Origin of the sequence: Methanosarcina acetivorans C2A, assembly GCF_000007345.1 — an archaeon.
Lineage (GTDB): Archaea > Halobacteriota > Methanosarcinia > Methanosarcinales > Methanosarcinaceae > Methanosarcina > Methanosarcina acetivorans.
Genome location: NC_003552.1, coordinates 748,313 through 774,045 on the forward strand (window position 1 = coordinate 748,313; position 25,733 = coordinate 774,045).

Below are 25,733 nucleotides of genomic sequence, written 5' to 3' on the forward strand. Positions count from 1 at the left end.
CCAGTTCTGCTAATTAATTTTTCTAATTTATTTGGCGTGAAAGTACTGTGATTTGACAGGTACTTTCATTTCTTTATGCCTTTTATTTCTCTGTGCTCGTGTTTGAAGAATTTCCGTATTTATTTGCTAATCAACCTTTCCAGATAATCATTTTTGGTATCATTCTTTCTTTGTATCATTCTTTCTTTGTATCATTCTTTCTTTGTATCATTCTTTCTTTTTACCGTATACTCAAAATCTGGTTTAGAAAGCTTTTCCAGAGCTACCAGACCATCAGAACCTGTTGATTCTCCTCGTATTTTTTCATTTTCAGGGACAGATTTTTTATCCTCTTCGAAGACTGTTTGTTTTGTACCTTCTTTTGTAGTTTCTGCAATAGTTTTCGTTGTTGTTTCTGTTAATGTTTCCTTAGTAGCTTCAGTTGATGTATCCTTCAATGCTTCCACTGATGTTTCTTTCATGGTTCCGTCTGTCCTCTCTTTTTTGCCAGAAACGGGAGTTTCAGCCTTTTCTCTCTCTTTTTCTTCTCTCTTCTCCGGCATCTTCCGGAGTTTTTCGATTGCTGTACGATCCACAGGGATTTTTTTCGGGGATTTAAACTTCAGCTTCTCGGGATTTCTTTTGACAAAAAAACCTGCAGCCAGCAGAACCATGGTTGCAGCAAGGTATGTAAGGAGACTGAGGTGTAGTTTTTCCTCTATTAAAATCGAGGGATCATCGGAAGCATTGATTTCTTTTGAGACCGTGCCGTATCCTGTCTTTTTTATAGTCAGTTTGTGTTGCCTTCCTTCGGCATTAAATACGACAGGGGTAACCCCTTTATATCCCTCGTCAAGGTAGACCTTTGCTCCTGAGGGGCTTGAAGAAACGCTGTATGTCCACCTGCTTATCCGGAGCTTTTTTGAGATCGAATACGTTTCCCCGGCTGTAACAGGAACTCGCTCAAAGACGTCCTCATACCCTTCCTGCTTCAATACCACTTCATAAAAACCGGAAGGAACGTCCTCTATCAGGGCCGGGGTTTTTCCAACAGGCATTTCATTTATATAGATCTCGGAGCCGTTTGGAACTGTTGTGATTTTGATATTTCCTGAGTCTCCTTTTTCCGCTGCCGTCGGATTCTCAGTCTCTTCGACTGTAGAATTGCCCTGCCCGAGATCTGCGGCAGAAACATCCGCAAATACAGGGCCGGCAGCTAAAGTAAGTATCAGGAAGGAAAATACTGTGCAGATCAGGGCTTTTCTGAAGCCCCCTGATTTGAGATCAGATCTCTTTTTTATACGGAACCCCTTCGTTTTGAATGATGGCTCTTCTTTTCAAGTAACTGGTATTTATAACCATTCTTTATCTGATTGAGCAGAATTTGAATGAGAATAACTTGAATGAGAATAACTTGAATGAGAATAACTTGAATGAGAATAACTTGAATGAGAATAACTTGAATGAGCAGAATCTTCAGTTTCCTTTTAATTCGTTGAATTCAGGTTATTATTTTTTCCACTGCCGATGCTGCTTTTTCCTGCTTAAAATCAAAAATACTGCTCTGATTTCTATTCTCTTTTTCAGGGCAGAAAATCCCTGTAATCATCCAGGTTCCATATATGAAATGCGTCCCCATGATAAAGTAAAGTTCTTTTTCTTTGAGGAGTTCGAAGAGTTGCTCTCTAATTTTCTTTTTCACGGCTCCAGGTTCCCTTTCTCCCCTCACGATATTCCTTACGGTTTCATTGAGTTCCCAATCGAGCAGGATAATTTTATGTCCCCTGCAGGCTTCTTCCCCCTCACACCTGAAGATATATTTTACCTCCACAGGCATCCCGGCTTTTTCCCCTTTTTCGAGAAAATCCCCCATCAGGTTAAAGTACTGCTGCCGGTCACAGGTCTCAATGCTGTTTACCATAACTTCCGCTTTCAGAAGCTCGGGCTTTATCACTCCAAGGCTTGCTCCTTCTATGTTCAGCCTTTCTAGAGACGTCACAAGCGGTAGGATAAGCTCTTTTATTTTCCTGTCCTTTGCGGGTCTTTCCAGGTTTACGTAATCAAGAACCTTTCTGCTTTCCCACCTCAGGTCATGCTCAGGCTTCGTAACCGTAACCTCAAGCAGGTCGTTCTTCCTGAAATCGACCAGCCCTTCGCCGTACCTGAACCTGAGGGGGTAGAGCCTCAGGAGTTCTCCGGCTTTGTTGATGCCAGTAACTCCAACGGCATGCACGTCCCCGTTTCTTCTGCTCTTTTCGGGGGTAGCTCTGACAAGGACAGTAATTTCTTCTTTTTCTCGCCTCAATGGGGTAACCTCAGTTGTTTTTGAGTGAATCTGGAGAAAGATTGGTTTTTAGGGATATTAATCCTTGAGAACGCGAGGTGAAAGTGTTTTTTCTTGAGAATGTTGTTTATTTGAATCTACCAGGTTAGATTCTGCATAACAGGTCAGATCTGGAGATTCCAAGAAGAGGTATTGTCAAAAGAGGTAAATATTGAGAAACTTGACACAGGAATTATAAATGCCCCATTAAAAACTGAATAGACATCCAAAAATCAAAATTAAAGAAAAGAAAAAAGGTGGGGCTGGTGAGATTCGAACTCACGATCGACGGGTATCTCCGAACAACTGCTTTTACAGTTCTCTGGTGAGCATCTATCAGTGCTCCAACGGTTCCTCATTGTCCTGCCCCGTCGGGAAGGACTCGGTAGACCCGTTGTTCATCATTTATCCGCTGGAGCCCATCGCCATGCCGGGCTAGGCCACAGCCCCTTTACAAGGATACTGAAATAGCCCTTCTATTTTAAATAGTTAACGGCAGGAACTAATGTTTCTGAGGTCAGATTTCTAAGAATTATTATTTCTTTCTCACATCAACAGGTAATATATTATTCCTGCAAGAATTGCGAGCACAATTATTACAAAGGAAATATATCCGAGCAGACGGACCGTGAAATCGTATGTGCTTACCTCGCCTGTCCATTTGCCTGTTCTCCGGCGGTCAAAGTATTTCATCCATTTCTTGCTTAATTTCAAAGGTTTCAGGTCTCCCTTTTCAGTCTTGTTCTATATCAGGGGTTTTACAAATAAAGCTATTTATATGACTCCCTGAGAATCAAATTCCTGATTTGCCTGGTGCCCTCATGAAAATGAGAAAAGGTCATATACGGTTTTTTTCAGGATATGTTGTAAAAAAAGATATTGGAAAATGTGAGGAGTCGACATCTCTGAGCATCGTTCTCTGTCAGGTGGGTGTATGAGTACAAAAAAGTGGATGGGGAGCTTTTTCCTGTTAGCTCCCGATGTGTTCAGTTTTCTTTCTGAAACGTTGTTGTCTTAATGGTTTTAGTTGATTTTCTCGAACTTGGATGCAGGGGCTCCGCAAATCGGACAGTTCCCTTCAGGTTCACCCTCTATGGTATGTCCGCAGACCCCACAGACGTAATAATCGACTTCTTTATTGTTCCCGAGTTCTTCCAGGGCTTTTTCATATAGTCTGGCATGGACTCTTTCTACTTTATTTGCTACTTCAAAGCTCCAAAGAGCCCTGTTGTCCCCCTCTGCCTTTGCTTCTTCTATAAACGTGGGGTACATTGTCTCAAATTCGTATGTTTCCCCATTAACGGCCTCTTTCAAGTTTTCCATTGTAGTTCCGATGCCGCCCATACGCTGGAGGTGGTTGAAAGCATGGATGGTTTCCGCAGCAGCAGCGGCTCTAAAGAGTTTGGCTACCTGGGGATACCCTTCTTCATCTGCTTTTTTCGCAAAAGCAAGATATGTCCTGTTTGCCATCGATTCGCCAGTAAATGCAGCCTTAAGGTTATCTTTGGAACTCATGTATATCTCCCCTTGATTTGGATCTTTTTTCACCCTATTTTACAGTCATATCTATTATTCTTAACGCCCGTAAAAATGGTGAGTTTTGCTTCCACAACTGTTGTTAATGATATTAATATGATTGTTATTACTAATACTGCTTCGATAGTCATCCAATCTCTCTAAATTCATTGAGTAAAAATAAGTTAGAAATATGTTTCAATTGTGGCATTCTTTTTTAATTCGCCAGATTCGGCAACAACCATATCCAATTTATTTTTATAAGTTCCGTTCTCTCCATCGCGTTCAGTAACATCTGGATAGACTTCAAGGCTAATATCAAATTTTATGGCCTTACTGTCAATATTATCACTCATTTCAATATAAGTTTCATATGTGATTAGTCGGGACATTAATCGAAAATATTGATAGTCTTCTCTTACTAATGATACTTCACTTGCAGTCGGATATAAAATCGGACTGTTTTCATTAATAGGTTCTTCCTTGTTCATCTGTTCCAATACTACAATCTTTGAAAAGGAAATATCTGAAAGAACTGATTCGTTTGTCCTAAATTCTAGCATTGGACCATGGTTGGTATTTACAATAGAAGTCGTCCAGTTTCCATTGAGTGATTTATTGTCGAGTGACTCAGTAGTATTTTCAAAATATATTCCTCTTATGTACTTCTCCGGTGTGTGGAATACATGCTCTTGTAGGAGACTTTTGAAATAAGGTGGTTCTTCCTGAGAAGGTGTGATTGCAAAAACTCCTTCTTGTGTTGCAGGAATCGGAACTAAAATTTTAGTTGTTCCCAATACTTCAGTTCCTGAAAAACCACTTATTTTAACCGTATATTCGTAATGTGGCCTTAATTCTTCAGCCCTCCAGTCCCTTAGATTCAGCTCAACAATGTATAGTCCACTTAATACTATCAATAAGAGTATTAAAAAATAAGTGATTATTTTTTTCATTTTTTCATCATCCTTAAATGAAAAATGAGATGATTCAACTTCTCATGTATTTAACAAGGCCTATATTGTACTTGGCAGGTTTTAAGAGAACGCCTACTGTAGTTGATTTTACAGTTTCTCTATTTCCTATGTGTTCTCGTTGTAACAAATTTCCACCCACCAATGAATAATAATTTTATTTTGACTTCAACATTAAGTTTACTTTCAGTAGTTGAGCTTATTAATCTAAATTTTTATTTAATCTTGCTCTGTTCAGAAGTAAAATTAAAAAACTTCCTGAATACACAACTTTTATCATAAAACCTGTGCAATTACTCTTATATTTTGTATTTCCTGCTCTATTCCTCTCTCAAATCTTCAAAAATTCACATGTTAAACATAACTTATGTATCCATTTGATTGGTGAATCTTTAAAAAAAATATTAACCGTTCAATTGAGAGGAAAAAGCAAGAGAATTTGGAGTAAGAATCTGTATGAATTTTAAATTATTTGGTGATTTAATATCGAGTATATGCTATTATGATAACTCGGGCCTATTTTCAACCGGATTTAGGATGTTTTTATTAGGCTTTGCTATAGTGTTTATGGTTATTTTTAGCCCAACGTTGGGATTCAACAATGAAGGTTGTCCACGAAGTCCGACAAATAATGCTAAAAGGATAATTGTTATAGGTTTAGCTATAGCTATTTCAGGTTTAATTATTTCGATATCAAGTGTACGGGTGGTGAAAATATTATAAAAAGAATTCTACATTGTTCAGGCAAAAAGGAATTTTTTTATCAACTTCTTTGATAATCTTCCCGAAAGTTTCTTTTCCTTACAGCTGCACGCCTGATCTGTGGGAAATAGCCTGAAAACTAAAGGAATAGCAACGTTTTAACTTAAATGTTGCTATCAAAATTAGGAAAAGGAACATTCTCGAAAATGTTAAGTTATATGTTTAATATCTTGAAACAAGATGAATGTAGTATTGGGAATCATCATTTCTATAATAACATTTGTAGCAGCAATTCTATATTTTTCAAAAACGAAAACTTTAACCTCCTCAACATCTCGCGATTCAATTTTTATAGCATTATTATTTGGGGCAATAGCTGCAAGCAGGCAAGAACTACGCGGGTACTAAAAATAAGCTACATTTTAGGCCAATACGTTGATAGTCAGGAAATGTTAAACATGGAGTAAGTGTCAAAGATTGAGAGTCACGCCCAGGGCAGGATTTGAACCTGCGATCCCAAAGGGAACGGTTTTCGAGACCGTCGCCATACCACTAGACGACCTGGGCATTTTGTGATTTAAGAACGTTTCAGACTGGTTTTTGTTTGACTTATAGTTTCAGGTTAGCTTAAATTCCGGATTAATTAGTTTCAGGTTAACTTAAATTCCGGATGAATTTTTAGTTAATGAGGAAGTTTCCGGGCCGAGCCCGGTGATTCTGGTGCAGAGTAAAGTGAATATACTTTCTATCTTATATATTTTATTCTCAGCGGGCTCCATCATTTTAAAAATCGAAAAGGGATTTCTGCCCTGCCGGCTTTTCCGGACCTTTTTCCTCCGGTGTCTTTGCTTCCTCTCCTGCGGTATTTTCTTCAGTAGTTTTTGCTAGTTCTGCCGATTTTATACTCTCAAGGTCAGCAAAAGAGATTTGAGCTCCGGTTTTTTCTTTCTCTCTTTTTGTTGTTTTTGAGGTTTTTTTCTTTTCCCCGGCACTCTTTTCCGCAGTTCCGGGCTTTTCGGCTTTCAGAGGTTTGGGCAGTTCAAGCCAGCCGTACTGGCCACCTCCGCCGGGGTGGATTATAACGTTTCCTTTCCTGAAGGCGAGAATTGCGTTTACTATTCTGTCATCCACTATTCCCAGGGCATCGGGCTCTGCATAGATAAGGGCTTCAACCTCGTTTCCGAAATTCTCCACAAGGGTTTCCCAGGCAGTCTTTACGCCTTTTGTCTGGATGCTTGCATGGCCGAGTGCCATCTGTATGATCTCCGCAAGAGGGATCAGGTGAAGGTACGGGGGGCGGTGGTCGGGGTGCCTGGGAGTTTCAAAATCTGCAAGTTCGTTGACCCGGTCAGCCACTCCTTTTTTCATAATCCCCCCACATTTCGGGCAGCGCCATCGGTTTGCTTCGGCTTCCGGAAGCGTATACCGGGTAAAGCATTTGATGCATGCGGACCGGTTGTACTTCCCTTCTTCAGGGAAAAACCCGACGTTCAGGGTAGGCCCGTAGCCCTGTTCCCTGAGGATGGCTTTCCTGAGGCCCTCAAAGGTGATGTCAGGAACATTGAATTGAGTAAATTCCCTTGCCAGTTTGTTGGTGTAAGGGGAATGGGCATCGGAGTTTGTAAGGAAGGTAAGGCGTTGCAGTTCTTCAATCCTGTCTGCATAATCGCTGTCTGCGCTCAGGCCAAGCTCAATAAATGAAATATAATCGATCATATCCCCGTAACAACTTTCCAGGCTGTCATGGTAGGCATAGAGAGCGGTCCAGGGAGTAAAGGCGTGGCAGGGGCCGATAAGAGCCTCAAGGTCTTTTGCGATCTCTGCAATTTCGCAGCCATCCAGCTTAACTGTCGGGCGCCCGTCTGCTTCAAGGTTCCCGAAAGGAGCAATTCTTTCTGCCAGCTCTTCGGCTTTTGAAACCGAGGATAAAATAAGAAGGTGGTGCACACGGTTGCTGTCTTCAATCTCGGTGGTAGGGATAAAAAATGTATTTCCTATCCGAATTTCTTCATCTGAAATAGCTGCTTTTTTAATATCTTTCAGCCATTCTGGATGAGTGCAGTCCCCTGTACCTATAAGCTCCATCCCTTTTTTTGAAGCTTCACTCGCGATTGTGGGCAGTTCCATTTTCCCGGAACACGCCATCGAGTACTTTGAGTGGAGATGGAGGTCTGCATTGACTTTCATTTCCGAACCTTTCGCAAGAAGTTTTTAACTTTCAGGTCCTGTAACTGTATTTTTCTACCCGGATTCTCCGGTCCGTTGTTCTCTACGGAACTTCCCGACCTTTGTATTATCTACACATTTATCCTATATAGCGCAGGTCTTCTTCCGAGGGTTTAACTTCTGGAAGGTTCTGCTGCTCTTCTTTTTCTTTCAGCTTTTCGAGGATAGTTTCCATTTCCTCGGCTTTTTTCTTAAGGGAGTCAGTGTTTACCTCGATCCCGAACATTTTGCACAGCACCTTCAAAAGAGACTGGGCACTTTTCGGGTCCATCAGGTATCCGGGTGTCATTCCCATCAGACAGGCAGCATCTATTCCTCTCATCCCGCTGAAAGCTACAAGCAAGCCGGATGCTCCTACGATCCCTCCGCTTGGCTCCGATTCCCGGAATTCGATCCCGTATTGCTTAATCTCTTCAATCAGTTCCGTGCTGTTGGCAACCCCGAGTACGGTTTCTTCATAGGTCAGTTTGCCTGTCGGGTAGCCTCCAAGGGTGTATATCCTGGGCACTTTAAGTTCCTCTGCAATGTCCAGATAAATTGAGCAGAGTTCGTAATGTCCCTGTGAGGTGGTGCTCTGGTGGTCTCCTACAAGAAAAAGAACATCAGTTTCGTTTGCTTTCCCATGGTATATGGTGTTGCTTACCGGGCGGACCGTGCAATCTTTATTGACAAGAACCTGGGGTGGAAAATGCGGGGAAAAAACCTCTATAATCTTCTCAGCTCCAAGTTCGTCTACAAGATGTTCTGCCACCAGCTTGCCCACAAGCCCTACTCCCGGAAGTCCTACTACCAGTATAGGGTTTCTGAGCTCAAGGTTTTCTTTCAGGCGGACAAGTGTACTTTGCTGCATAAAAATCCCTTATCCTTTCTTTGCCAGTCTTCGGTACTTACCGTAAGGGTCTTGAGGAGAAAAGCGAGCCGGGATAGCGGGTAAGGTTACTCCCCCGCAAACCGGACATTTTTCCCTTAAAGTGTACCTGCCGCAATTTTTGCATTTGCGGATCTTTTGTCCCAAAGGGCATCACGCCTTTGCGGATTCGATGTGCCGTTTGAAAGTCCCGTGGCCGCCAAGTTTGGAAATAGTGTCTATTGCCGTCTGGGCGGATTTTTTAAGGACTGACTCGGCTTTCTTATAGTCAGGAGCTATTACCTTGATTCTGTATCTCGGAGCCCCTGTGTAACTTACTTCGAGCCTGACATCTTTTCCATCTACATCGCTGATGGAATTTGCAGCATTGAGGGCCTGTTTTATGACCTCTATGCCGTTTGGATGATTGCAGGTCAGATCCACATACCCAGCGATATCCACGAAGGGCAGTTTGATATTCTCTCCTGCGATCTTGGTTATGCTCTTCAGGTATTTCTTGTTGACTTTGAGTCCTTTGAAGGCTTTTTCCCCTTCGATAGCTGCTTCTTCAAAGGCGGAATATGCGCTTCCGAACTCTTCTACAAGTTTCTCGTGCAGAGCTTGCAGGCCGTTTTCATCGGTCTTTGTCTCTTCAGCCACGAACTGGAGCCACTTGGCGGCTTTCTGCTCATTCTTCCATTCCTGGATCTTGGCCCGCCGCTGGTGCTCGTTCACGTCTTTCAATGACAGGTCTATGTGGCCGCGGGAAGGGTCCACGTTCAGAACCTTGCAGACAATTTTCTGCCCTTCCCTGACGTAGTCCCTGACGTATTTGACCCAGCCTGCTTTAATTTCGGAGATATGGATGAATCCTTCCCTGCCTCCGAACTCCTCAAGCTCGACGTAGGCGCCGAAATCAGTGACATTCTTCACCGTACAGACAACAAACTCTCCAATTTCGGGCCAGTTATCGTTTCCCATTCGTACCACTTCTCAATTTTTGCCTTTTATTATTCTTTACTCTATTCCTGTTAAGTGCTTTCCCTGATCCGGTTATTCGAGCACTTCCAGGATGTGAGTGGTAATTGTTGACTTTCCACCGGTTGGTTCGGCAAGGGTTCTTCCACAGACAACGCAGGTAATCTTACGGCTTGCGCTTCCGAATATGATCTGTTCGTTTTCGCAGTCGTTGCACTTTACGCGCAGGAACCTGCTCTTTGGTCTCTGGGTATAGTCTACCATATTATCTTACTCCTTGAACTCGAACTTCTTTGCCCTGAAGCAGGGTCTCTGGTGGGCTTTCTTACACACGGTACAGCGGTACCTGAGCCAGATGCGCTTTGTTGGCTTGTCGCCACCGGGCACCTTGGAGAACTTTCCGCTGTTTCCTATACCTTCCTGTCTCTTCTTCTGTCTTGCAATGTGAGTCATTGATGAAGCCTGCCCCTTCTTTACTCTTTCAACGACGACTTCGTTGTGGGTCTTACAGAACGGACAGTAAGTTCTGAACCTCTTTGGAATCTTCATTCTTTACACCTTTTTTGATGATTATTGGTTAATTTGTTGTGCATTTTCCGGCTTTTGCGGAAAAGCACCGATAGATATAACTTATTCAATATACGTATGGCGTTACGTATGGCGTTTATTTTTTCCTGGGAAGCTATTAATTTGGGAAGCTTGATTGATGAGTTTGAAATTGTCTTGACCTCTTTTGTCCTGATATCATGAGTAGCGGTCTCATATCGAAGACGAGGTCAGAGCACGCTAACAAGGTTAAGCTACACAGATATAGCTACACATATATATACTAATACTATTGCCTGAAGGACTTTTTCTTCATAAAGTATGAATAAGTTGTTTGAAGGATATCGGATACACCTTCTACAACTGCTTTTCTGGCAAAAATAAGCTGCATGTCTTAAGAGGTCAGTTCTTTGCAAAATTCCTTTCTCCGGAGCCTTCCTCTCCGGCAGCAATCAATTTTGCTGCATTCCGCTTTATCAGCCCTGTCGCATTCAGTTGCGGCAAAACAACTACATCTTCGGCACTGACCGTATAGTTTCGGCCGTCTGCGCCCGTGAAGGTAGGCAGGTCCTTCAGTATTCGAACAACAACATATTCTTCGTTTATATTGTTTTTGCCCGGTTCTGTCCCTGCTTCCTTTCCCCCAGCAGTTGTGGTTACTTCCTCTCCTGTCTTTGCTTCCGGATGAACCGCGGCAGGAGCCTGTCTTGAAGCCCATATACAGGGCCAGACAGCAGTCTTCCCGGAATCAGGATAAAGAATGGGCCCTAATAGCTCTATTTTTGCAGCTTCGATGCCCTGAAGCACGAGGTCATAAAGCAATTTTTCCGCAGGAAGCAGTTTTTCGATATCCTTTGAAATGGGTTTATCAGCATGAGACTGGATCGTTGCCCTGGTAATGACCTTTCCTATCCTTTTCATAAAGATGGTCTCAAGGTCCGAAAGCGCTCTTTCATGCTCGTCGTTGAGCATCTTTGATTCCGGGGAACGGGGATTATTGATTTTACCTATCTCTTTTTCAAGTTCCCGGATATATTTTTCAGCTTCCAGGTAAAAATCAGCCGGAATTGTTTTCAATGTCTGGTTTTTTTCCTTATACAGTGTCTGGCTGATTTCTTCTATGTCCATATTCTGCAACACCTCTACATATTAGATATACGGCTGCATACTCCGGAACTTCCTGTATGCCTTCTTCTATTCTTAAATCCTTGCCCTTCAGCTGTACTGAGAAAGGTTTTGAAGCAGTTATTTTTACCGGCCTTTCACCAAAAACAACTGCATCATTAAGCGGATCAAATTCTTCCAGTTCGGATAAAGCAAGTTTCTTTACCAGCATCCCGGACCCACCGTGCAGGGACCCGGGCACACGGATAAGCCTTTTGATGTCGGCTGTCACCGGCTCGTCAACGCTGGCCCCGAACCTGTGCAGGAAATCCTCGGCTGATTCCTGCATAAAATATGCCGCAATCTCCTTAAAGTTTCTGACGTCGAAGTCCAGCCTTCCTTTTTCCAGGATGTCCTTTAAGCCGGTTTCGCTGTTTGCAATATTGATCAGCTTTTTTATTGTGGTATCTCCGACTTTCTCATGCCTGCGGAGTTCGGGGAACATGTCTTTTTTGTACTTTTTTTCGCTTTCCCTTTTCATGTAATCCGTAAGGTAAAGCGCAATTCTCCTCCCCCAGCCGGAGTCGTATCCCACAAGCGTGCACTTCATGGGCACGTTTTTCATGCCTTTAAACGTCTTTGACCCCGTCCCGAAGTCTCCGTCCATTGCAACCTCTCTGAAAAAGTACTTGAACTCCAGATCTCGACCACTCACGTAATTTACGATCTCCCTTCTCTCGGAACTCCCGAGCGTCAGGACTTTAGGGCTCACAATATGGAAATGGTATCCTCTCCCTCCGGAAAACACAAGCTGTATCTCCTGCTCGGAAAACCCGAAGTCATCCAAAAGAAAGTCAAGAAGCTTGAGGGCCTCTTTCTTCACAAGCTCAAGCATATCCGCATAGTTTCTCGGGGCATTGGGCAGGTGGTCTGCGTCCAGGTCAAAAATAAGCTCGGCTCCAAGCCAGTTCTTCTCGTTCATCTTCTTTGCGTCTGGATACTCGTAATACGCCGTAGAATTGTAAACATGTGCAGGAGCCATGCCGTACAGGTAGTCAAGAGCCTCTCCCGGCGAGCCGAAAGACTTGTGCCGGTGCATCATCTTTTCCGGCATATCATCGTAGAAAATGAAAGCCCATTCCCGGTTAGGCAGGTGGTCAGGAAGCCCTATCTCTGCGTTTTTGTAATAACTCTGGAAGCGGGATTTCAAAAACTGGGTGGTTCGTTTGTCCATGGTTCTGGGTTGGGTAGGTTTTTAGGGTATATTTGAGTCAGAAGTTTCTTAAGTCCAGGCTTTCTATAAGTTCAGAAGTTTCTTGTTAAGAAGTTCCTTAGATAATTAACTCATATTTTACTTTTGTTTATATGAATTTTTTTAAAACAGTTTTTTTAGTCGATTCGGATTCAGGTCAGAGGTTTCATAATTGATCGAAAACTACCCCACTCAGGATCAAGAAAAAATCATGCTTGAAAAACATCGTGTCTGAAAATACATCATGTTGGATGAAAAGTTGGAATCTTAAAAGAAGCGGATGATTATCTGGTTTTTCCAGGTTTCTTTTTCCGATCTCTAAGTTTCTTTTTCCGATCTCTAATATACAATGAAACTAAATTGTTTCGGAAGCCTGGAAATGAATTTCCTATTAATATATATAATATCTCTATACATGTTCCTGTTAGCGTCATGATAGCTCGGATGAACTCTCGAAACCGGCAACGAAATAAGGACTTTTGGGGGAGGTCTTATGGGAAGCAGAATTAGCCTTAAAAATCACATTAATGCAGTTTTAAGTCATTTGAAAAGGGAAGAAATTGAAGACTCACATGTTGTCGCAGACTCACATATTGTCGCAGACTCACATATTGTCGCAGACTCACATGTTGTCTCAAACTCATATGTTGTTGAAGATTCGCATGTTGTCGAAGATCCATATGTTATGGCAAAGCCTGGAAATTCCAAAACTTCTGAAACCTTTACCAGCTCTTCTACAGGTGTGGAATTTGTCCTGATCCTGCCAGGGGAATTTTATATGGGTTCACCTTCTGAAGAGCAGGGCAGATCTGATTCCGAATCTCCGGCCCATAAAGTGACAATTAAAAACGCCTTTTACATGGGCAAATTTCAGGTCACGCAAAAACAATGGAAGAATATTATGGGAAATTCCCCTTCCCACTTCAAGGGGGACACCCTGCCTGTTGAGATGGTTTCCTGGAATGATGTTCAGGAATTTGTTGAAAAACTGAATGCAGCAGAAAATACCGATAAATACCGTTCACCTTCCGAAGCCGAGTGGGAATACGCCTGCAGGGCAGGTATACAAACAAGGTATTCCTTTGGTGATGACGAATCAAAGCTTAACGAGTACGCATGGTACGTTAAAAACTCAGGTCGTAAAACTCATCCGATTGGCCGGAAGCAGCCAAATTCTTGGGGGCTTTACGATATGCATGGGAATGTCTGGGAATGGGTTCAGGATAAATGGCACGAAAACTACAAAGATTCTCCTTCCGATGGAAGTGCATGGGAAGATGGGGGTGGATCTCTACGGGTCTCTCGTGGGGGGAGCTGGTACTGCAACGCTGAATCCTGCCGGTCGGCTGGCCGTTTCGGGCGTGAGCCTGATAGCCATTTCGCCAATCTGGGTTTTCGCCTATTGAGGGATCCGTAATATCTTTAAACTTTATTATTTTTAAGAAGCTCTTTTCCTAATTCTTAAATTAATCTATCTTATGTCAATGTCTTCATTTTTACATTTAATACATATTTCTTTAAGCAAATTTTTACAATAATTTTTCATCAGTATCAAAATTCATTCTTCATACTCTTCATACTTTAGATACTGAAATTTATATGGTAAATAGTATAAAGATGGAATCCATAATATTACTATTCATTATTTAGGGATTCCTTGGGGGTCTAAATCATGAGTGGGGAAAATAATAAATCTTTCTGGACTACATTGCCAGGCATTCTTACCGGAATTGCTGCAATAATTACTGCCATAGGCGGAATTTTGCTTGCCCTTAATACACTTGGTGCTTTCGACAATAATGGTAATGGTGGTGTGTCTCCTCCAACAATCGAATCTTTCGGTGCAAGCCCTGAAGAAATTACTTCCGAACAGGGTAGCACGCTGAGCTGGAGTGTTTCTGATGCTACGGAAATTACCATAGATCCTGATATTGGAAGTGTTTCATTAAGAGGGTCCAGAACGGTTCGCCCGGTTGAAACCACTACTTATACCCTTACAGCATCAAACGATGCCGGAACTGTCGATGCCACTACGGTTATATTTGTTAGCGAAAATGAGGAGCTTCCGACAATCGAATCTTTTGATGCAGATCCTGAAGAAATTGTTTCTGGAGATAGTGCCACATTGAGCTGGAGCGTCTCGGATGCTACGGAAATTACCATAGATCATAATATTGGAAGTGTTTCACCTAATGATTCCATCAGTATGAGCCCCACTAAAACTACTACTTATACCCTCACAGCCACAAACGATGCTGGAAGCGTCGATGATACTGCAGTTGTATCTGTTAACGAAAATGTGGAACCTCCAACGAGAACTGAGTATTCGGATACCGAAAGAGTTGTTTCTGACGGTAGTTCATATTGAGCTGGAGCACCTCTGATGGCACGGAAACTACCAAGATCCAATTTGAAGTGTTTCACCTGGCAACTCCATCAGCGTGAATTTCGCTGAAACCACTACTTCCACCTTCAAAGCCATAAATGATGCCGGAAATGTCATGCTACTCCAGTTGCACCTGCTAGCGAAAATGTGGACTTTCTACTGAATTAATTACCATCCATCCTTTCCCATCGATAAGTACTCTTGAGCGAAGCGAAAAGGACCTCGTGCTGTTGCGATTACATCGCAACTCCCAGGAAATCTCTGATTTCCTGTGATCCCGAAGCGAAACTCGGGGTGGAAAACACTTATACCTGAATCCTCTATTATATCCACTTCATGAAACAGGATATGTCAAGTGCCGACGTTGCTGCAGTTGTTGCAGAACTGTCAGCGGGTCCAAGGTCCATTATTGATGCGAAAATCGGAAAGATCTACCAGCCTGCAAGTGAGGAGATCCGCATCAACCTTTACGTTTTTCACCAGGGAAGGGACAACCTGGTTATCGAGGCAGGAAAGCGCCTCCATATGACAAAATACGTCCGGGCAAGCCCCACGCTTCCTCAGGCTTTTCCCATGCTTCTGCGAAAATACCTGATGGGGGGCAGGATCATATCTGTCGAGCAGCACGACTTCGACAGGATCATAAAGATAGGGATTGAAAGGGCCGGAGTCAGAAGTACCCTTATTGTAGAACTGTTTGCGCGAGGCAATGTCCTGATAGTGGATTCGGAAAACAAGATCATTTTGCCCATGAATCCCGTGACCCTCAAGGACCGCAGGTTGAGGAGCGGGGAGATTTATGAGCTTCCGGAGGCACAGTTGAGCCCGTTGGAGGCTAAGGTTTCGGACCTTATGGAGGCGTTTTCGAAATCGACGGCTGATATTGTCCGGACCATTGCCACAAGGTTCAATCTCGGGGGAGTTCTGGCAGAAGAAGCCTGTGTACGTGCAGGTGTTGATAAGGCTAAACCTGCAAAAGAAGCCACTGTCGAAGATGCCGAAGGGCTCCGGGATGCGTTGCAGGACCTCTTTTCTCCACTCTTTATAGGCAGGGCTGCAGGTGAGGGGAAGGGCGAAGCGGAGGCAGGAGTTGGAACAGAGCCTGCAACCGGAGTTGAAGCGGAAGCTCCGAAACTCAGGCCCCAGCACGTGAAAAAAGAAATCAACGGAAAGATAGAAACCTTCGATGTGGTTCCTTTTGACCTTATTCGCTATTCCGAATTCGAAAAAGAATATTTTGATTCCTTTAATACGGCACTTGATGAGTTCTTCGGGAAAAAGGCACTGGAACAGGTTGCTGAAGTAAAAGCGGCTGAAAAGAAGGAAAAAACCCTGGGCGTTTACGAGCGTCGCTTGCTCCAGCAGGAAGAGAGCCTTGCAAAGTTCGGAAAAGAAATAGAGAAAAATAACACGCTTGCAGAGATCGTCTATGCGAATTACCAGCTTATCGAAGAGCTTTTTTCCGTACTCAACGGCGCAAGGGCAAAGGGCTATTCCTGGGATGAAATCCGTTCTATCCTGAAGCAGGCGAAAAAGACCGTGCCTGCGGCGCAAAAGATTACAAACATTGACCAGAAAACCGGGACTGTAACCGTTGATCTTGACGGCAGGAACGTCAACCTTGATATCCGGAAGACGGTGCCCCAGAACGCTCAGGAATATTATGAGAAAGTGAAGAAATTCTCCAAAAAGAGGGACGGGGCTCTCAAAGCTATTGAGGAAACGAAAAAGGCAATGGAGAAAAAGGCTGCATCAAAGGCCGCAAAGGCAGGGCGAAAGCTGCAGGCTTTCAGGAAAAAGCACTGGTACGATAGGTTCAGGTGGTTTGTATCCTCGGACGGATTCCTGGTTGTAGGAGGCAGGGATGCCGACACCAATGAAGAAATTTTCAAAAAATACCTGGAAAAGCGGGATATCGTCTTCCATACCCAGACTCCCGGGGCTCCTCTGACCGTCGTAAAGACCGGAGGGGAGGAGATTCCTGAGTCTACCCTTCTGGAAGTTGCCCGGTTTGCAGTTTCTTATTCGAGCCTCTGGAAATCCGGGCAGTTCAGCGGAGATTGCTACTGGATTAAAGCCGAGCAGGTTACAAAGACTCCGGAATCGGGAGAATACCTGAAAAAAGGAGCATTTGTTATCCGTGGAGAGCGCAATTACTTCAAGGATATCCCTCTCGGAGTTGCAGTCGGGCTTGAACTGAAGGGGGAGACTAGGGTTATAGGTGGTCCTGCTTCTGCAGTCCGGAAACATGGGGACTATATCCTTGAAATTGTTCCGGGCAAATTCAACCAGAACGATATCTCGAAGAAGATCTACAGGACTTATGCTGACGAGCTCGGCGACCCGCGCTTTGTAAAGCAGATTGCATCCCCTGACCAGATTGCTATGATGATCCCTGCCGGGGAGTCAGACCTCAGGAACCAGAAACCCGAACGAAAAGGCCAGGGAACAGAGTCCGAAGGAGAAGGATACGGGATTTCCGAACTGGGAGCCGAATTTGAAGGCGGTGGAGAAGAGGCTGAAACGGAGTTCGGGGACGAAGCCGGCGAGGAATTCGAAGAAGAGGCTGGAGATGAAGTCGGCGAGGGGGAAGAAACAGAAATTGAAATGGAAGTAGGAGAGGAGGAAGACGTGAAAATTGAAAAGGGAGCCAGAGAGGAAATTGAAACGGAAATTGAAATTCATGGAGTGAAAAAGGTATGAGGGTCACTAACCGTTCTCTGAGAGGTCGGGAAGGGGAAATTGCCATAACAGCTGAGACCCTGGATGACCTCTGGCACCTGAAATACATAATTGAAAAAGGGGATCTGGTCTTTGCCCTCACCAAAAGAAAAGCCGATTCCGCAAGCGACAAACTCCGCCCGGAAAAAGTGGAAAAAGTAAAGGTCAGGCTCGGAATCAGGGTCGAGGAAATGGAGTTCCATAAATTCGCAAACAGACTGCGAATCCACGGCCCTATAGAGCACGGGATGGACGTCGGCTCCTATCATACCCTTAATGTCGAAATCGGGACCAACATTTCCATAATCAAGGAGCGCTGGAAAAATGACCAGCTACAGCGAATCCAGGATGCCGAAGAGGCCGGGAAACGTCCTAAAGTTGTGATTGTGGCAGTTGAGGAAGGGGACGCAGATATCGGTTTTGTGCGCCACTACGGAATTGAGGTCTACTCCCATATCCGGCAGTCGTCCGGGAAGCGAGAAAACGGGCTCAGGAGTGAATTTTTCAGGGAAATTGTTGACCAGCTCAGGCATGCGGTTCCCGAGGATGCTTCTATAGTGATTGCAGGCCCCGGCTTTACCAAAGAAGATTTCCTGAAATATTTCCATGAAACCGAGCCTGAGATGGCTTCAAAGGCGCTTACCGAAGACACCTCCATGATAGGGATGTCCGGTTTTCAGGAAGTGCTCCGCAGGGGAGCTGTGGACCGGATCATGCAGGAGTCTCGTATAGCCCGGGAGTCCTCTCTCATGGAAGACCTCCTCAGGGAAATCTCAATGGATGGGAAGGCAGCTTACGGTTTTGCGGACGTCAAAAATGCCCTCAAATACGGGGCTGTCGAAACCCTGCTCATTGCTGACGAAACCCTGCGGGAAGGACGGGAGAAAGGGGAAGACATAGACAAAGTTCTGATGGAGGTTGAGCAGGCACAGGGGAAGGTTGTTGTATTCAGCACAGCCTTTGAACCCGGGGAAAAGCTTCACAAACTGGGGGGAGTTGCGGCACTTCTCCGCTTCAAAGTAACAGGTTGAATTGATACTGAACTTTTAATCTCAGCTCTTTTACTTTTCATATTCTTTGTATAATTTTTTTTGTTCCTTCTTTTCGTTTTAATTTTTTTCTGTGATTTTTATTTTTCAAATTTATGAAATTTTTAAGCGATTAATTCCATTTTCTATTTATTATGCTTTATTTTGTATTATTTTACTTCTCCTTAGTTCAAATTCGTAAAACTTATTAACTATTCAGCTTTATTTGTTGTTACTTTCAGTTTAATTTATAGCACTGTTTGCTTTTACTTTCCAGTAGTGTGTGGCTCAATTTGTAATATTTAAAAAAGATAAGTGATGATGTTTATGTATTCAGGTATCAAAAAAACTTTGTCTTCACTTTTTGTTGCATTTGCAATCTGTTTGTTGCTCCCGCCTTTAGGTCTTGCGGCTACGGATATCAACGGGAAGCCTTTTGACACCAATGCAACTTCCTCGGATGAGTTTTGCTGGGATTCAACCACTTTTGGAGGTCTTTACTATTCTGTAAACAAACATAAGGATCTTGTGGCCTCTGAAAACTGGTTTGGAGAACATCTCCAGTACATCGAAGCCGATGGCCAGTACGAACTCGGAAAAAGCAATCCCGGAAACCATGTTATTGGTGAAGAGGAACTTGTGTATTCTACAAGGCCGTTCCCCAATAAATACAAGGTTGTTTCCGAGCTTGGACTTGATGCTAATACAACGCCTTCAGAACTCGGAGGGATGGTTTACTACAAGCTTCCCTGGTTTGGCAAACCGTATGTTACTGTTGAAAACGATGCTACCCAGCTTGCAAACATCGTAATCGACCAGGACGGAAGCGATAAAAAAATACTTAAAGCCGGGGATGTCTGGGATCTCGGGAAAAACTATTCGCTGACCGTGAACCAGGTTGATGTCGAAGGCAACAAGGTCTGGTTCTCCTTATCTAAAGACGGTGAGGAACTTGAGTCCGGGATTATTAATTCAGACGGGACTGTTGAAAGTCAGACCTTTACTGCAAAAGCAGACTTTGGAGACGGAAGCGACCAGCTTTATTTCATAACCTATGTTGATTCCGTTTTTGTGAGTGCTACCGATTCCTTTGCCGTCTTCAAATATACCTGGCTTATTGACAAAGATGACATCCTTATTATTAAAGAAGGGGATGAATACCAGGGCTTTGAGGTAAAGGAAGCTTCCGAAGATGAGCTTGTTCTCAAAAATACCGATTCGATTACCCTGAATCTCGATAAGGATGTAAAGAATTACTTTACCGATTCCTGGTATTTCATGACTTCAGATGAAGGAAAGGGTAGTACTTCTCCTAATGGCTATGTTATTTGTCCTGTAAAAGAACTAAGCAAGCCCGGAACTTACACTCTGAGAGGTATGCCTTTTGACACCAATACAACTTCCTCGGATGAGTTTTGCTGGGATTCAAGTACTTTTGGAGGCCTTTATTATTCTATAAACAAACATAAGGATCTTGTTGCCTCTGAAAACTGGTTTGGAGAACATCTCCAGTACATCGAAACCGACGGCCAGTACGAACTCGGAAAAAGCAACCCCGGAAACCATGTTATTGGTGAAGATGAGCTTGTGTATTCTACAAGACCGTTCCCCAACAAATACAAGGTTGTTTCCGAGCTTGGACTTGATGCTAATACAACGCCTTCAGAACTCGGAGGTATGGTTTACTACAAGCTTCCCTGGTTTGGCAAACCGTATGTTACTGTTGAAAACGATGCTACCCAGCTTGCAAGCATCGTAATCGACCAGTCCGGAAGTGATAAAAAAATACTTAAGGCCGGAGATGTCTGGGACTTCGGGAAAGGTTACTCTCTTTCCGTAAACCAGGTTGATGTCGAAGGCAACAAGGTCTGGTTCTCCTTATCTAAAGACGGTGAGGAACTTGAGTCCGGGATTATTAATGCAGACGGGACTGTTGAAAGTCAGACCTTTACTGCAAAGGCAGATTGTGGAGACAGAAACGACCAGCTCTATTTCATCACCTACGTTGACTCCGTTTTTGTGAGTGCTACCGATTCCTTTGCAGTCTTCAAGTATACCTGGTTAATCGACAAAGATAACATCCTGATTATTGAAAACGGAGATGAATACCAGGGTTTTGAGGTAAAAGAAGCTTCAAAAGATGAACTTGTTCTCAAAAATACTGATTCGATTACCCTGAATCTCGATAAGGATGTAAAGAATTACTTTACGGATTCCTGGTATTTCACGACTTCAGATGAAGGAAAGGGCAGTACCTCTCCTAACGGCTACGTTATTCATCCTGCAACGGATATGGTTATTGAAGCTGAAGATGCCTCTGTATCCGCAGAGAATTCTACAGAAAATCTCAACATGACCTCGGATTCAAAGGGATCTGATGTCTCCTCTGATTACAGAGCAGCTTCTTCCGATATAGCGGATGAGGATAACAGCAGTCACCCTGAAGAAGCCGCAGAGGAAACCTCTAAACTTCCCGGTTTTGGAATAATTTCCGGGGTTCTTGGGGTTATAATATGCGTGGCTCTCAGGAAGAAGAGTTAATTTGTTTTTTAAGTGAAGAATAATGAGAGAATTATTCTCTCAGAAAATTATCTCTTAGGGGTTTATTTTCTGAGAGAATATCTCTAATGTTTTTTTTATAGTTGCACTTCCTTAATGGCTCGTACAACCATATTTGCTATCTTATGCCGTTCCGAAGGAAATTATTCTTCAAGCTCCGGGTTCATTTTTTTAGTAGTTATCCTCTTAATCGCAGAACCGGTTTACAGGTTATTTTTTTTCGTTCCATGCAGGCTGACCTATATCCTGTGTGGCACAGGAAGAAAAATATGAAAATTCAGCTTCGGGTCTGGAATAGATCTAACGGTTAATAGGGAGTTGTCTTTTTCAGATCAGGAGAAGGGCAATAAAACCGCTTAAGAAAATTCCATCAAAGGTGCCTGCTCCTCCAATGCTTGCAATCGGAGCTCCGAGGTTTTTGATTTTTCCGAGATTAAGCAGGTCGGCTCCTATAAGGGTCCCGAGCACTCCTCCCGTGTAGGCAATGATCACGCGGCAGGGTTCGACAGGGCAGCCGGAGATCTGGATCAATGAAGTAAGCAGGATTGCGGTAAGGGCAGCTGTCAGGGGAGGGACCAGAGCCGGAGTTGCAATGCCTATCCCCCGAATTGGCTTTGCTACGGAATGGGTTACGGCTGCAACAATTGCTACACCGGCTCCTGCAAGATAGATGGCAGATGAAAATTTGGTTAGAAGATAGGCGGAAATCAGGACAGGTATAACTGCTCCTCCTACATTGATTGCAAGTAAGGTTTCATTCTTGACCATCTCCCGGACAGGAATTCTGTAGGAGACCCCGAAAACCTTTACATAATTTTCCCTGACAACAGGGGTGTCAGACTTCAGGGTTGCCAGTGGGATATTGATTCCGCTTCCAAGGAGGGACAGGAGCAGGATTAAGAGGGCATCTTCTGCGGAGAATCCTATTTTCATGAAAGCGGAAACGATAATTCCAAGAAACAGAGATCCAAGCCCGAAGAGCATGATGAGAAGTAAAAGAAAAAGGAATCTCAGACTGAAAGGCATGTAGAGGATCTGTCTGCTCATGGAATCACTCTCTTTTCTCCGGCTTTTTCCATATTTAAGAGTTATTCGCACTCTTATTAATTAATATCCGTTTTCATTCGGTTTTTCAGACCTTTGCCGGAGATTCTATAAAACAGGTAGTTAAATATTTTTGTCTGAATTCCAGATTCAGATGTATCTTGTTGCAGGCTGTAGGGATTCCATACAGATGGTTTCTTTCGCGTCTTTGTAAACTCTCAGGACTCCGCCTGACTCCGAGACTGTAACGGCAATTGCTACCGTATCCCTGCTGATGGCAGCTGCTGAGACATGCCTCCCTCCCAGTCCTTTTTCAATCTCAATATTTTTCCCGTCCACATCAAGGTATCTCCCTGCTGCATGGACAATACCCGTCTCATCGATCACAAAAACTCCGTCAAGCTGGGCGAATTCCTTTATGGACTCCCAGTTTTTCCTGTCAAGGACATTTCTGCAGGCTTCTTCATGGCCTTCATAAGGGTTAAGGATTATCTGGTGGGAGCGTTTCAGGACTTCTTCGGAATCCCCCACAATGAACGCCGCTCCTATTTTTTTCCCTTCCCTACCTGTAAGGGCAATATCAAAAGCAATTTTCAGAACTGCATTCATGACTTCAGGCCGGACTCGTTCTTCGCATTCTTTCATTGCTTTTATCAGGGGGTTTTCATCGAGGCTGTGGACTATGATAGAGCTGGAACCGCGAGTTTCGACAACCCCAACAATTGTCCCGCTTTTTGGTCCTTCAAGCACGTATTCTATGGCTGCGGCATGCTGCAGGTGGTCTACATTGCCCGAAGCTTCCCGGTTGAGCTGGTCACTGAGCTCTTTTGCAGGACTTTTTCCTTCTTTGCCGGTTGCCACGAGGTGGTCTATTATGCTTTTCGGGCGCATGGAGATATAATATACCGGAATCCCCCCGGTCTCGATCCCCTCAAAGCTCAGATCTCCTGAGACCATAATCGCGGCAGCGTCAAGTTCCTGGGAAATACGGGCTGCCGCTTCTGCAATTATACGTGCTCTGTCTATTCTTCCACCCCTTTTTATTTTGACCCAACTATATTTGCGGTCCTGCTTCTCTGTCCTGAGCTAGTTTATATTTTGCTGTTTGCTTTTGAAGATAATTATTGTTTCTTCAAGCTAATGTTATCCCCATAGGTTAACATTAGTTCTCAGAGTTAACATTTGCGGTAATTCCACACTTAACAGGTCTGTTTACTGTGTAGTGTAATATTTTATATATTATAATTGTTCTGGGTCTGGTTCATTTTTTTCTCTTTCTCTCTTATTTTATCCTTAATCCCAGCCGCTTATCTCTACCATTTTTTGAATCTATTCCGGTCGTACAGGTTTACAATTTTTTCTGGAAAACGGTATCCTGAATTAGCTTTCTCTGGAGGCAAAGAGATAGAAACTTTTTTCTGGTTCTTTCATCTAATTCATACTGGTGAAAACTCTGATCAGGACATTTATAGCAGTGGAACTGGACCCGAGTTTCAGGGAGGAAATCCGCCAGATCCAGGAGAAATTTTCCGATTTTAACCTGAAGTTCGTTGACCCGGAAATCGTTCACATAACCCTGAAATTTCTCGGGGATATCGAGGAATCAAAGGTAAAATCCCTTTCAGCAGCTCTTGATTCTCTTCTTTGTGAGCCTTTTGATGCAAAAATTGAAGGCATTGGGGTTTTCCCGAAGCCTTCAAACCCTAAAGTTCTGTGGCTGGGGGCAAAAGGAAACTTCGAGGTCCTTCACGACGATGTGGAAACCTTACTGAAGCCTTTTAAATTCAAAAAGGATGAGAGGGCATTTACTGCCCATGCTACCCTTGCCAGGGTAAAAGTCCTGAATAAAGACCAAAAAAATGCTTTTGCAGGTGTCCTGAATGAATTAAAAGATACAAAAATTGGAAGCATGAGGGTAAATAAAGTGCTTCTGAAAAAAAGCACCCTAACCCCCGACGGTCCCATTTATGAGACCCTGCATACGGTATATCTGGACTGACAGGCTGCCTGCACAGCCGCATCAGTCCTTTAACCCTGACCATTTCTTTTTATGTATCTAAATTCTCTATGTATCTTATTTCCTTTTTTCGTATTTTATTTATGTATCTGTACCGATCCGTGTATCTGACTTGTACTTATTTTTGTATCACATTTGTCTATTAATCTGTGTTTATTAACAACACACTGATTTGATCTCAGCTTAATCTTCTGTTTCATATTCTTTGAATCCGCTCGAATACACAAGCCTGCGGTCTTCGGTTATTATAAGGCATTCGACCCCTTCGAGATTTTCTATCATCTCAAGCCCTTCTTCTTCTCCCAGCACAAAGATTGCAGTTGCAAAAGAGTCGGCATCTATAGCATTTCCGGCAATTACGGTACTGCTAATAATGCCTTCTGATGGATATCCTGTTCTCGGGTCCGAGATGTGAGATACTTTAGCCGACTCATTGAAGTAACGTTCGTAGTTCCCGCTTGTTGCGACTGCAATATCCCGGGCTTCAATTGCAGTGACATATTGGCCGCTTCTGTCAGGGTTCTGAAGGCCTACCACCCAGGGTGTGCCGTCTGACTTCTGGCCTATATATTTTCCGTCTCCTCCCGCGTTTACGAAGGCATTCTCAATCCCGTCTTCTTCCAAAGCCTCTATTGCTTTATCAACGGCGTAGCCTTTTGCGATACCTCCCAAGGCTATCTTCATCCCGGGTTCCAGGCTTACAGTCCCGTTTTCTATGCTTATTTTCGAGTAGTTTACGAGTTTGAGGGTCTCATTCAGTTCGTCTGCAGTCGGGGGTTCCTGCGAGCCTCCCGGGAGGAATTTACTCTTCCAGAGATCAAGTACGGGCTGGATGGTGATATCAAAGGCTCCTCCACTTTTTTCCGAATAGTACTTCGACTGCTCCAGCACGTAAATAAAATCAGGGTCAGCATTTTCAACTTCTCCTACGGTGTTCAGGATAGTGAGCTGACTGTCCTCTTTTGAAGGGCTCATAAGGGCGTCGATTCGGTATATTTCACTGAAGGCATCATCTGTTGCCTTTGAAGCTTCGCTTTCATTCGGAGCGTAGACAGCTACCGTAACCGTAGTGTCCATAATGTTTTTTGTCTGTTGAAACTCCTGAAGTTCCTTCTCTTCTTGGGGTTCAGACTGTACACAACCCGATGCTAATATCGATATGACAAGTAGAAATGCAAGTGGTGTTTTGTATTTTAAGTCCATGATCTATCAATTTTTCCTGCTAGTTTTTTAATTTTGGGTTTGTTTCGTTACTTTATCCGGGTCTTTTCCAAAAGTATAAAAACAAGGTGAAAAATAAATGGGATTTTAAATGAATGGGATTTAAAGTGAATGGATTTAAAGTGAATGGGATTTAAAGTGAATGGATTTAAAGCGAATGGGATTTAAAGTGGATGGGATTTTAGGTGGAATGAATAGAAAATAAAATTTTATTTTGAAAATGAAGTTTTGTTTTAGTTTCTTACTCTGTTTTTATTTCTCGCGGTTTTCATTTACTTTTTACTTCTTTTTTCTTATCCCATTTTTTTTGTTTT

22 protein-coding genes and 2 tRNA genes are annotated in these 25,733 nt (G+C 43.4%); 6 read left to right on the forward strand and 18 right to left on the reverse strand.

All coding sequences use genetic code 11. From position 1 onward, the window contains the following. Window positions 1-191: 191 nt before the first annotated feature. The 15 genes from MA_RS03345 to priS form a co-directional block, all read right to left on the reverse strand. The gene (locus tag MA_RS03345; protein ID WP_011020684.1) at window positions 192-1,280 is read right to left on the reverse strand and encodes a PEGA domain-containing protein; all 1,089 of its coding nucleotides are present in this window, start codon (window positions 1,278-1,280) and stop codon (window positions 192-194) included. Window positions 1,281-1,480: 200 nt separating this feature from the next. Beyond that, the gene (locus MA_RS03355; protein ID WP_011020685.1) at window positions 1,481-2,284 is read right to left on the reverse strand and encodes a hypothetical protein; all 804 of its coding nucleotides are present in this window, start codon (window positions 2,282-2,284) and stop codon (window positions 1,481-1,483) included. A 276-nt stretch (window positions 2,285-2,560) separates the two neighbouring features. Continuing rightward, a tRNA-Trp gene (locus tag MA_RS26480) sits at window positions 2,561-2,752 on the reverse strand. Window positions 2,753-2,848: 96 nt separating this feature from the next. After that, window positions 2,849-2,995, reverse strand: a complete 147-nt coding sequence (locus MA_RS26485) for a hypothetical protein (RefSeq protein WP_156157252.1) — start codon at window positions 2,993-2,995, stop codon at window positions 2,849-2,851. A 330-nt stretch (window positions 2,996-3,325) separates the two neighbouring features. Further along, on the reverse strand, window positions 3,326-3,817 hold the full coding sequence (locus MA_RS03360; protein WP_011020686.1) for a rubrerythrin family protein: 492 nt from the start codon (window positions 3,815-3,817) through the stop codon (window positions 3,326-3,328). A 185-nt stretch (window positions 3,818-4,002) separates the two neighbouring features. Next, window positions 4,003-4,770, reverse strand: a complete 768-nt coding sequence (locus tag MA_RS03365) for a hypothetical protein (RefSeq protein WP_011020687.1) — start codon at window positions 4,768-4,770, stop codon at window positions 4,003-4,005. A gap of 1,207 nt (window positions 4,771-5,977) precedes the next feature. Further along, a tRNA-Ser gene (locus MA_RS03375) sits at window positions 5,978-6,057 on the reverse strand. A 216-nt stretch (window positions 6,058-6,273) separates the two neighbouring features. Next, window positions 6,274-7,677 carry an endonuclease Q family protein gene (locus tag MA_RS03380; RefSeq protein WP_011020688.1) on the reverse strand — a complete coding sequence of 468 codons (1,404 nt, stop codon included), beginning with the start codon at window positions 7,675-7,677 and terminating at the stop codon, window positions 6,274-6,276. Window positions 7,678-7,795: 118 nt separating this feature from the next. Next, window positions 7,796-8,566, reverse strand: a complete 771-nt coding sequence (locus tag MA_RS03385; RefSeq protein ID WP_011020689.1) for a proteasome assembly chaperone family protein — start codon at window positions 8,564-8,566, stop codon at window positions 7,796-7,798. Between the two features lie 9 nt (window positions 8,567-8,575). After that, entirely contained in the window at window positions 8,576-8,731 is a 156-nt protein-coding gene (locus tag MA_RS25015; RefSeq protein ID WP_011020690.1) for an RNA-protein complex protein Nop10, read from the reverse strand. Between the two features lie 6 nt (window positions 8,732-8,737). Continuing rightward, window positions 8,738-9,544 (reverse strand): translation initiation factor IF-2 subunit alpha, encoded by an 807-nt coding sequence (locus MA_RS03390; RefSeq protein ID WP_048064935.1) that lies wholly within the window; start codon window positions 9,542-9,544, stop codon window positions 8,738-8,740. 72 nt (window positions 9,545-9,616) lie between these two features. Further along, window positions 9,617-9,805, reverse strand: a complete 189-nt coding sequence (locus MA_RS03395; protein WP_011020692.1) for a 30S ribosomal protein S27e — start codon at window positions 9,803-9,805, stop codon at window positions 9,617-9,619. A gap of 6 nt (window positions 9,806-9,811) precedes the next feature. Beyond that, window positions 9,812-10,090, reverse strand: coding sequence for a 50S ribosomal protein L44e (locus tag MA_RS03400; RefSeq protein WP_011020693.1), 279 nt, complete (start codon window positions 10,088-10,090; stop codon window positions 9,812-9,814). Window positions 10,091-10,489: 399 nt separating this feature from the next. Then, window positions 10,490-11,215, reverse strand: coding sequence for a hypothetical protein (locus tag MA_RS03405; RefSeq protein WP_048064936.1), 726 nt, complete (start codon window positions 11,213-11,215; stop codon window positions 10,490-10,492). Continuing rightward, window positions 11,181-12,425, reverse strand: coding sequence for a DNA primase catalytic subunit PriS (gene priS, locus MA_RS03410; protein ID WP_011020695.1), 1,245 nt, complete (start codon window positions 12,423-12,425; stop codon window positions 11,181-11,183). The genes MA_RS03405 and priS overlap by 35 nt, the downstream gene beginning before the upstream one ends. A 511-nt stretch (window positions 12,426-12,936) precedes the next feature. Here priS and MA_RS03415 point away from each other — a divergent pair. The 5 genes from MA_RS03415 (at window position 12,937) to MA_RS03435 (ending at window position 21,119) form a co-directional block, all read left to right on the forward strand. Next, window positions 12,937-13,860 carry a formylglycine-generating enzyme family protein gene (locus tag MA_RS03415; RefSeq protein WP_011020696.1) on the forward strand — a complete coding sequence of 308 codons (924 nt, stop codon included), beginning with the start codon at window positions 12,937-12,939 and terminating at the stop codon, window positions 13,858-13,860. A gap of 255 nt (window positions 13,861-14,115) precedes the next feature. Continuing rightward, the gene (locus MA_RS03420; protein ID WP_011020697.1) at window positions 14,116-14,811 is read left to right on the forward strand and encodes a hypothetical protein; all 696 of its coding nucleotides are present in this window, start codon (window positions 14,116-14,118) and stop codon (window positions 14,809-14,811) included. A gap of 354 nt (window positions 14,812-15,165) precedes the next feature. Then, window positions 15,166-17,532, forward strand: coding sequence for a ribosome rescue protein RqcH (gene rqcH / locus MA_RS03425; RefSeq protein ID WP_011020698.1), 2,367 nt, complete (start codon window positions 15,166-15,168; stop codon window positions 17,530-17,532). After that, window positions 17,529-18,581 (forward strand): mRNA surveillance protein pelota, encoded by a 1,053-nt coding sequence (locus tag MA_RS03430; protein WP_011020699.1) that lies wholly within the window; start codon window positions 17,529-17,531, stop codon window positions 18,579-18,581. The genes rqcH and MA_RS03430 overlap by 4 nt, the downstream gene beginning before the upstream one ends. 348 nt (window positions 18,582-18,929) lie before the next feature. Beyond that, window positions 18,930-21,119 (forward strand): S-layer protein domain-containing protein, encoded by a 2,190-nt coding sequence (locus tag MA_RS03435; protein WP_226990741.1) that lies wholly within the window; start codon window positions 18,930-18,932, stop codon window positions 21,117-21,119. Window positions 21,120-21,464: 345 nt separating this feature from the next. On the opposite strand, the gene MA_RS03440 is transcribed toward MA_RS03435, so the two are convergent. After that, window positions 21,465-22,184 (reverse strand): DUF1614 domain-containing protein, encoded by a 720-nt coding sequence (locus MA_RS03440; protein ID WP_048064937.1) that lies wholly within the window; start codon window positions 22,182-22,184, stop codon window positions 21,465-21,467. A 147-nt stretch (window positions 22,185-22,331) separates the two neighbouring features. Further along, complete coding sequence (locus MA_RS03445; protein ID WP_048064938.1) at window positions 22,332-23,207, reverse strand: DNA integrity scanning protein DisA nucleotide-binding domain protein; 876 nt, start codon at window positions 23,205-23,207, stop codon at window positions 22,332-22,334. Between the two features lie 427 nt (window positions 23,208-23,634). On the opposite strand from MA_RS03445, the gene thpR reads away from it, so the two are divergent. Then, complete coding sequence (gene thpR, locus MA_RS03450; RefSeq protein ID WP_048066123.1) at window positions 23,635-24,180, forward strand: RNA 2',3'-cyclic phosphodiesterase; 546 nt, start codon at window positions 23,635-23,637, stop codon at window positions 24,178-24,180. 201 nt (window positions 24,181-24,381) lie between these two features. Here the strand turns inward: thpR and MA_RS03455 are convergent, their stop codons facing one another. Further along, window positions 24,382-25,401, reverse strand: coding sequence for an FAD:protein FMN transferase (locus MA_RS03455; protein WP_011020704.1), 1,020 nt, complete (start codon window positions 25,399-25,401; stop codon window positions 24,382-24,384). Window positions 25,402-25,733 lie beyond the last annotated feature (332 nt).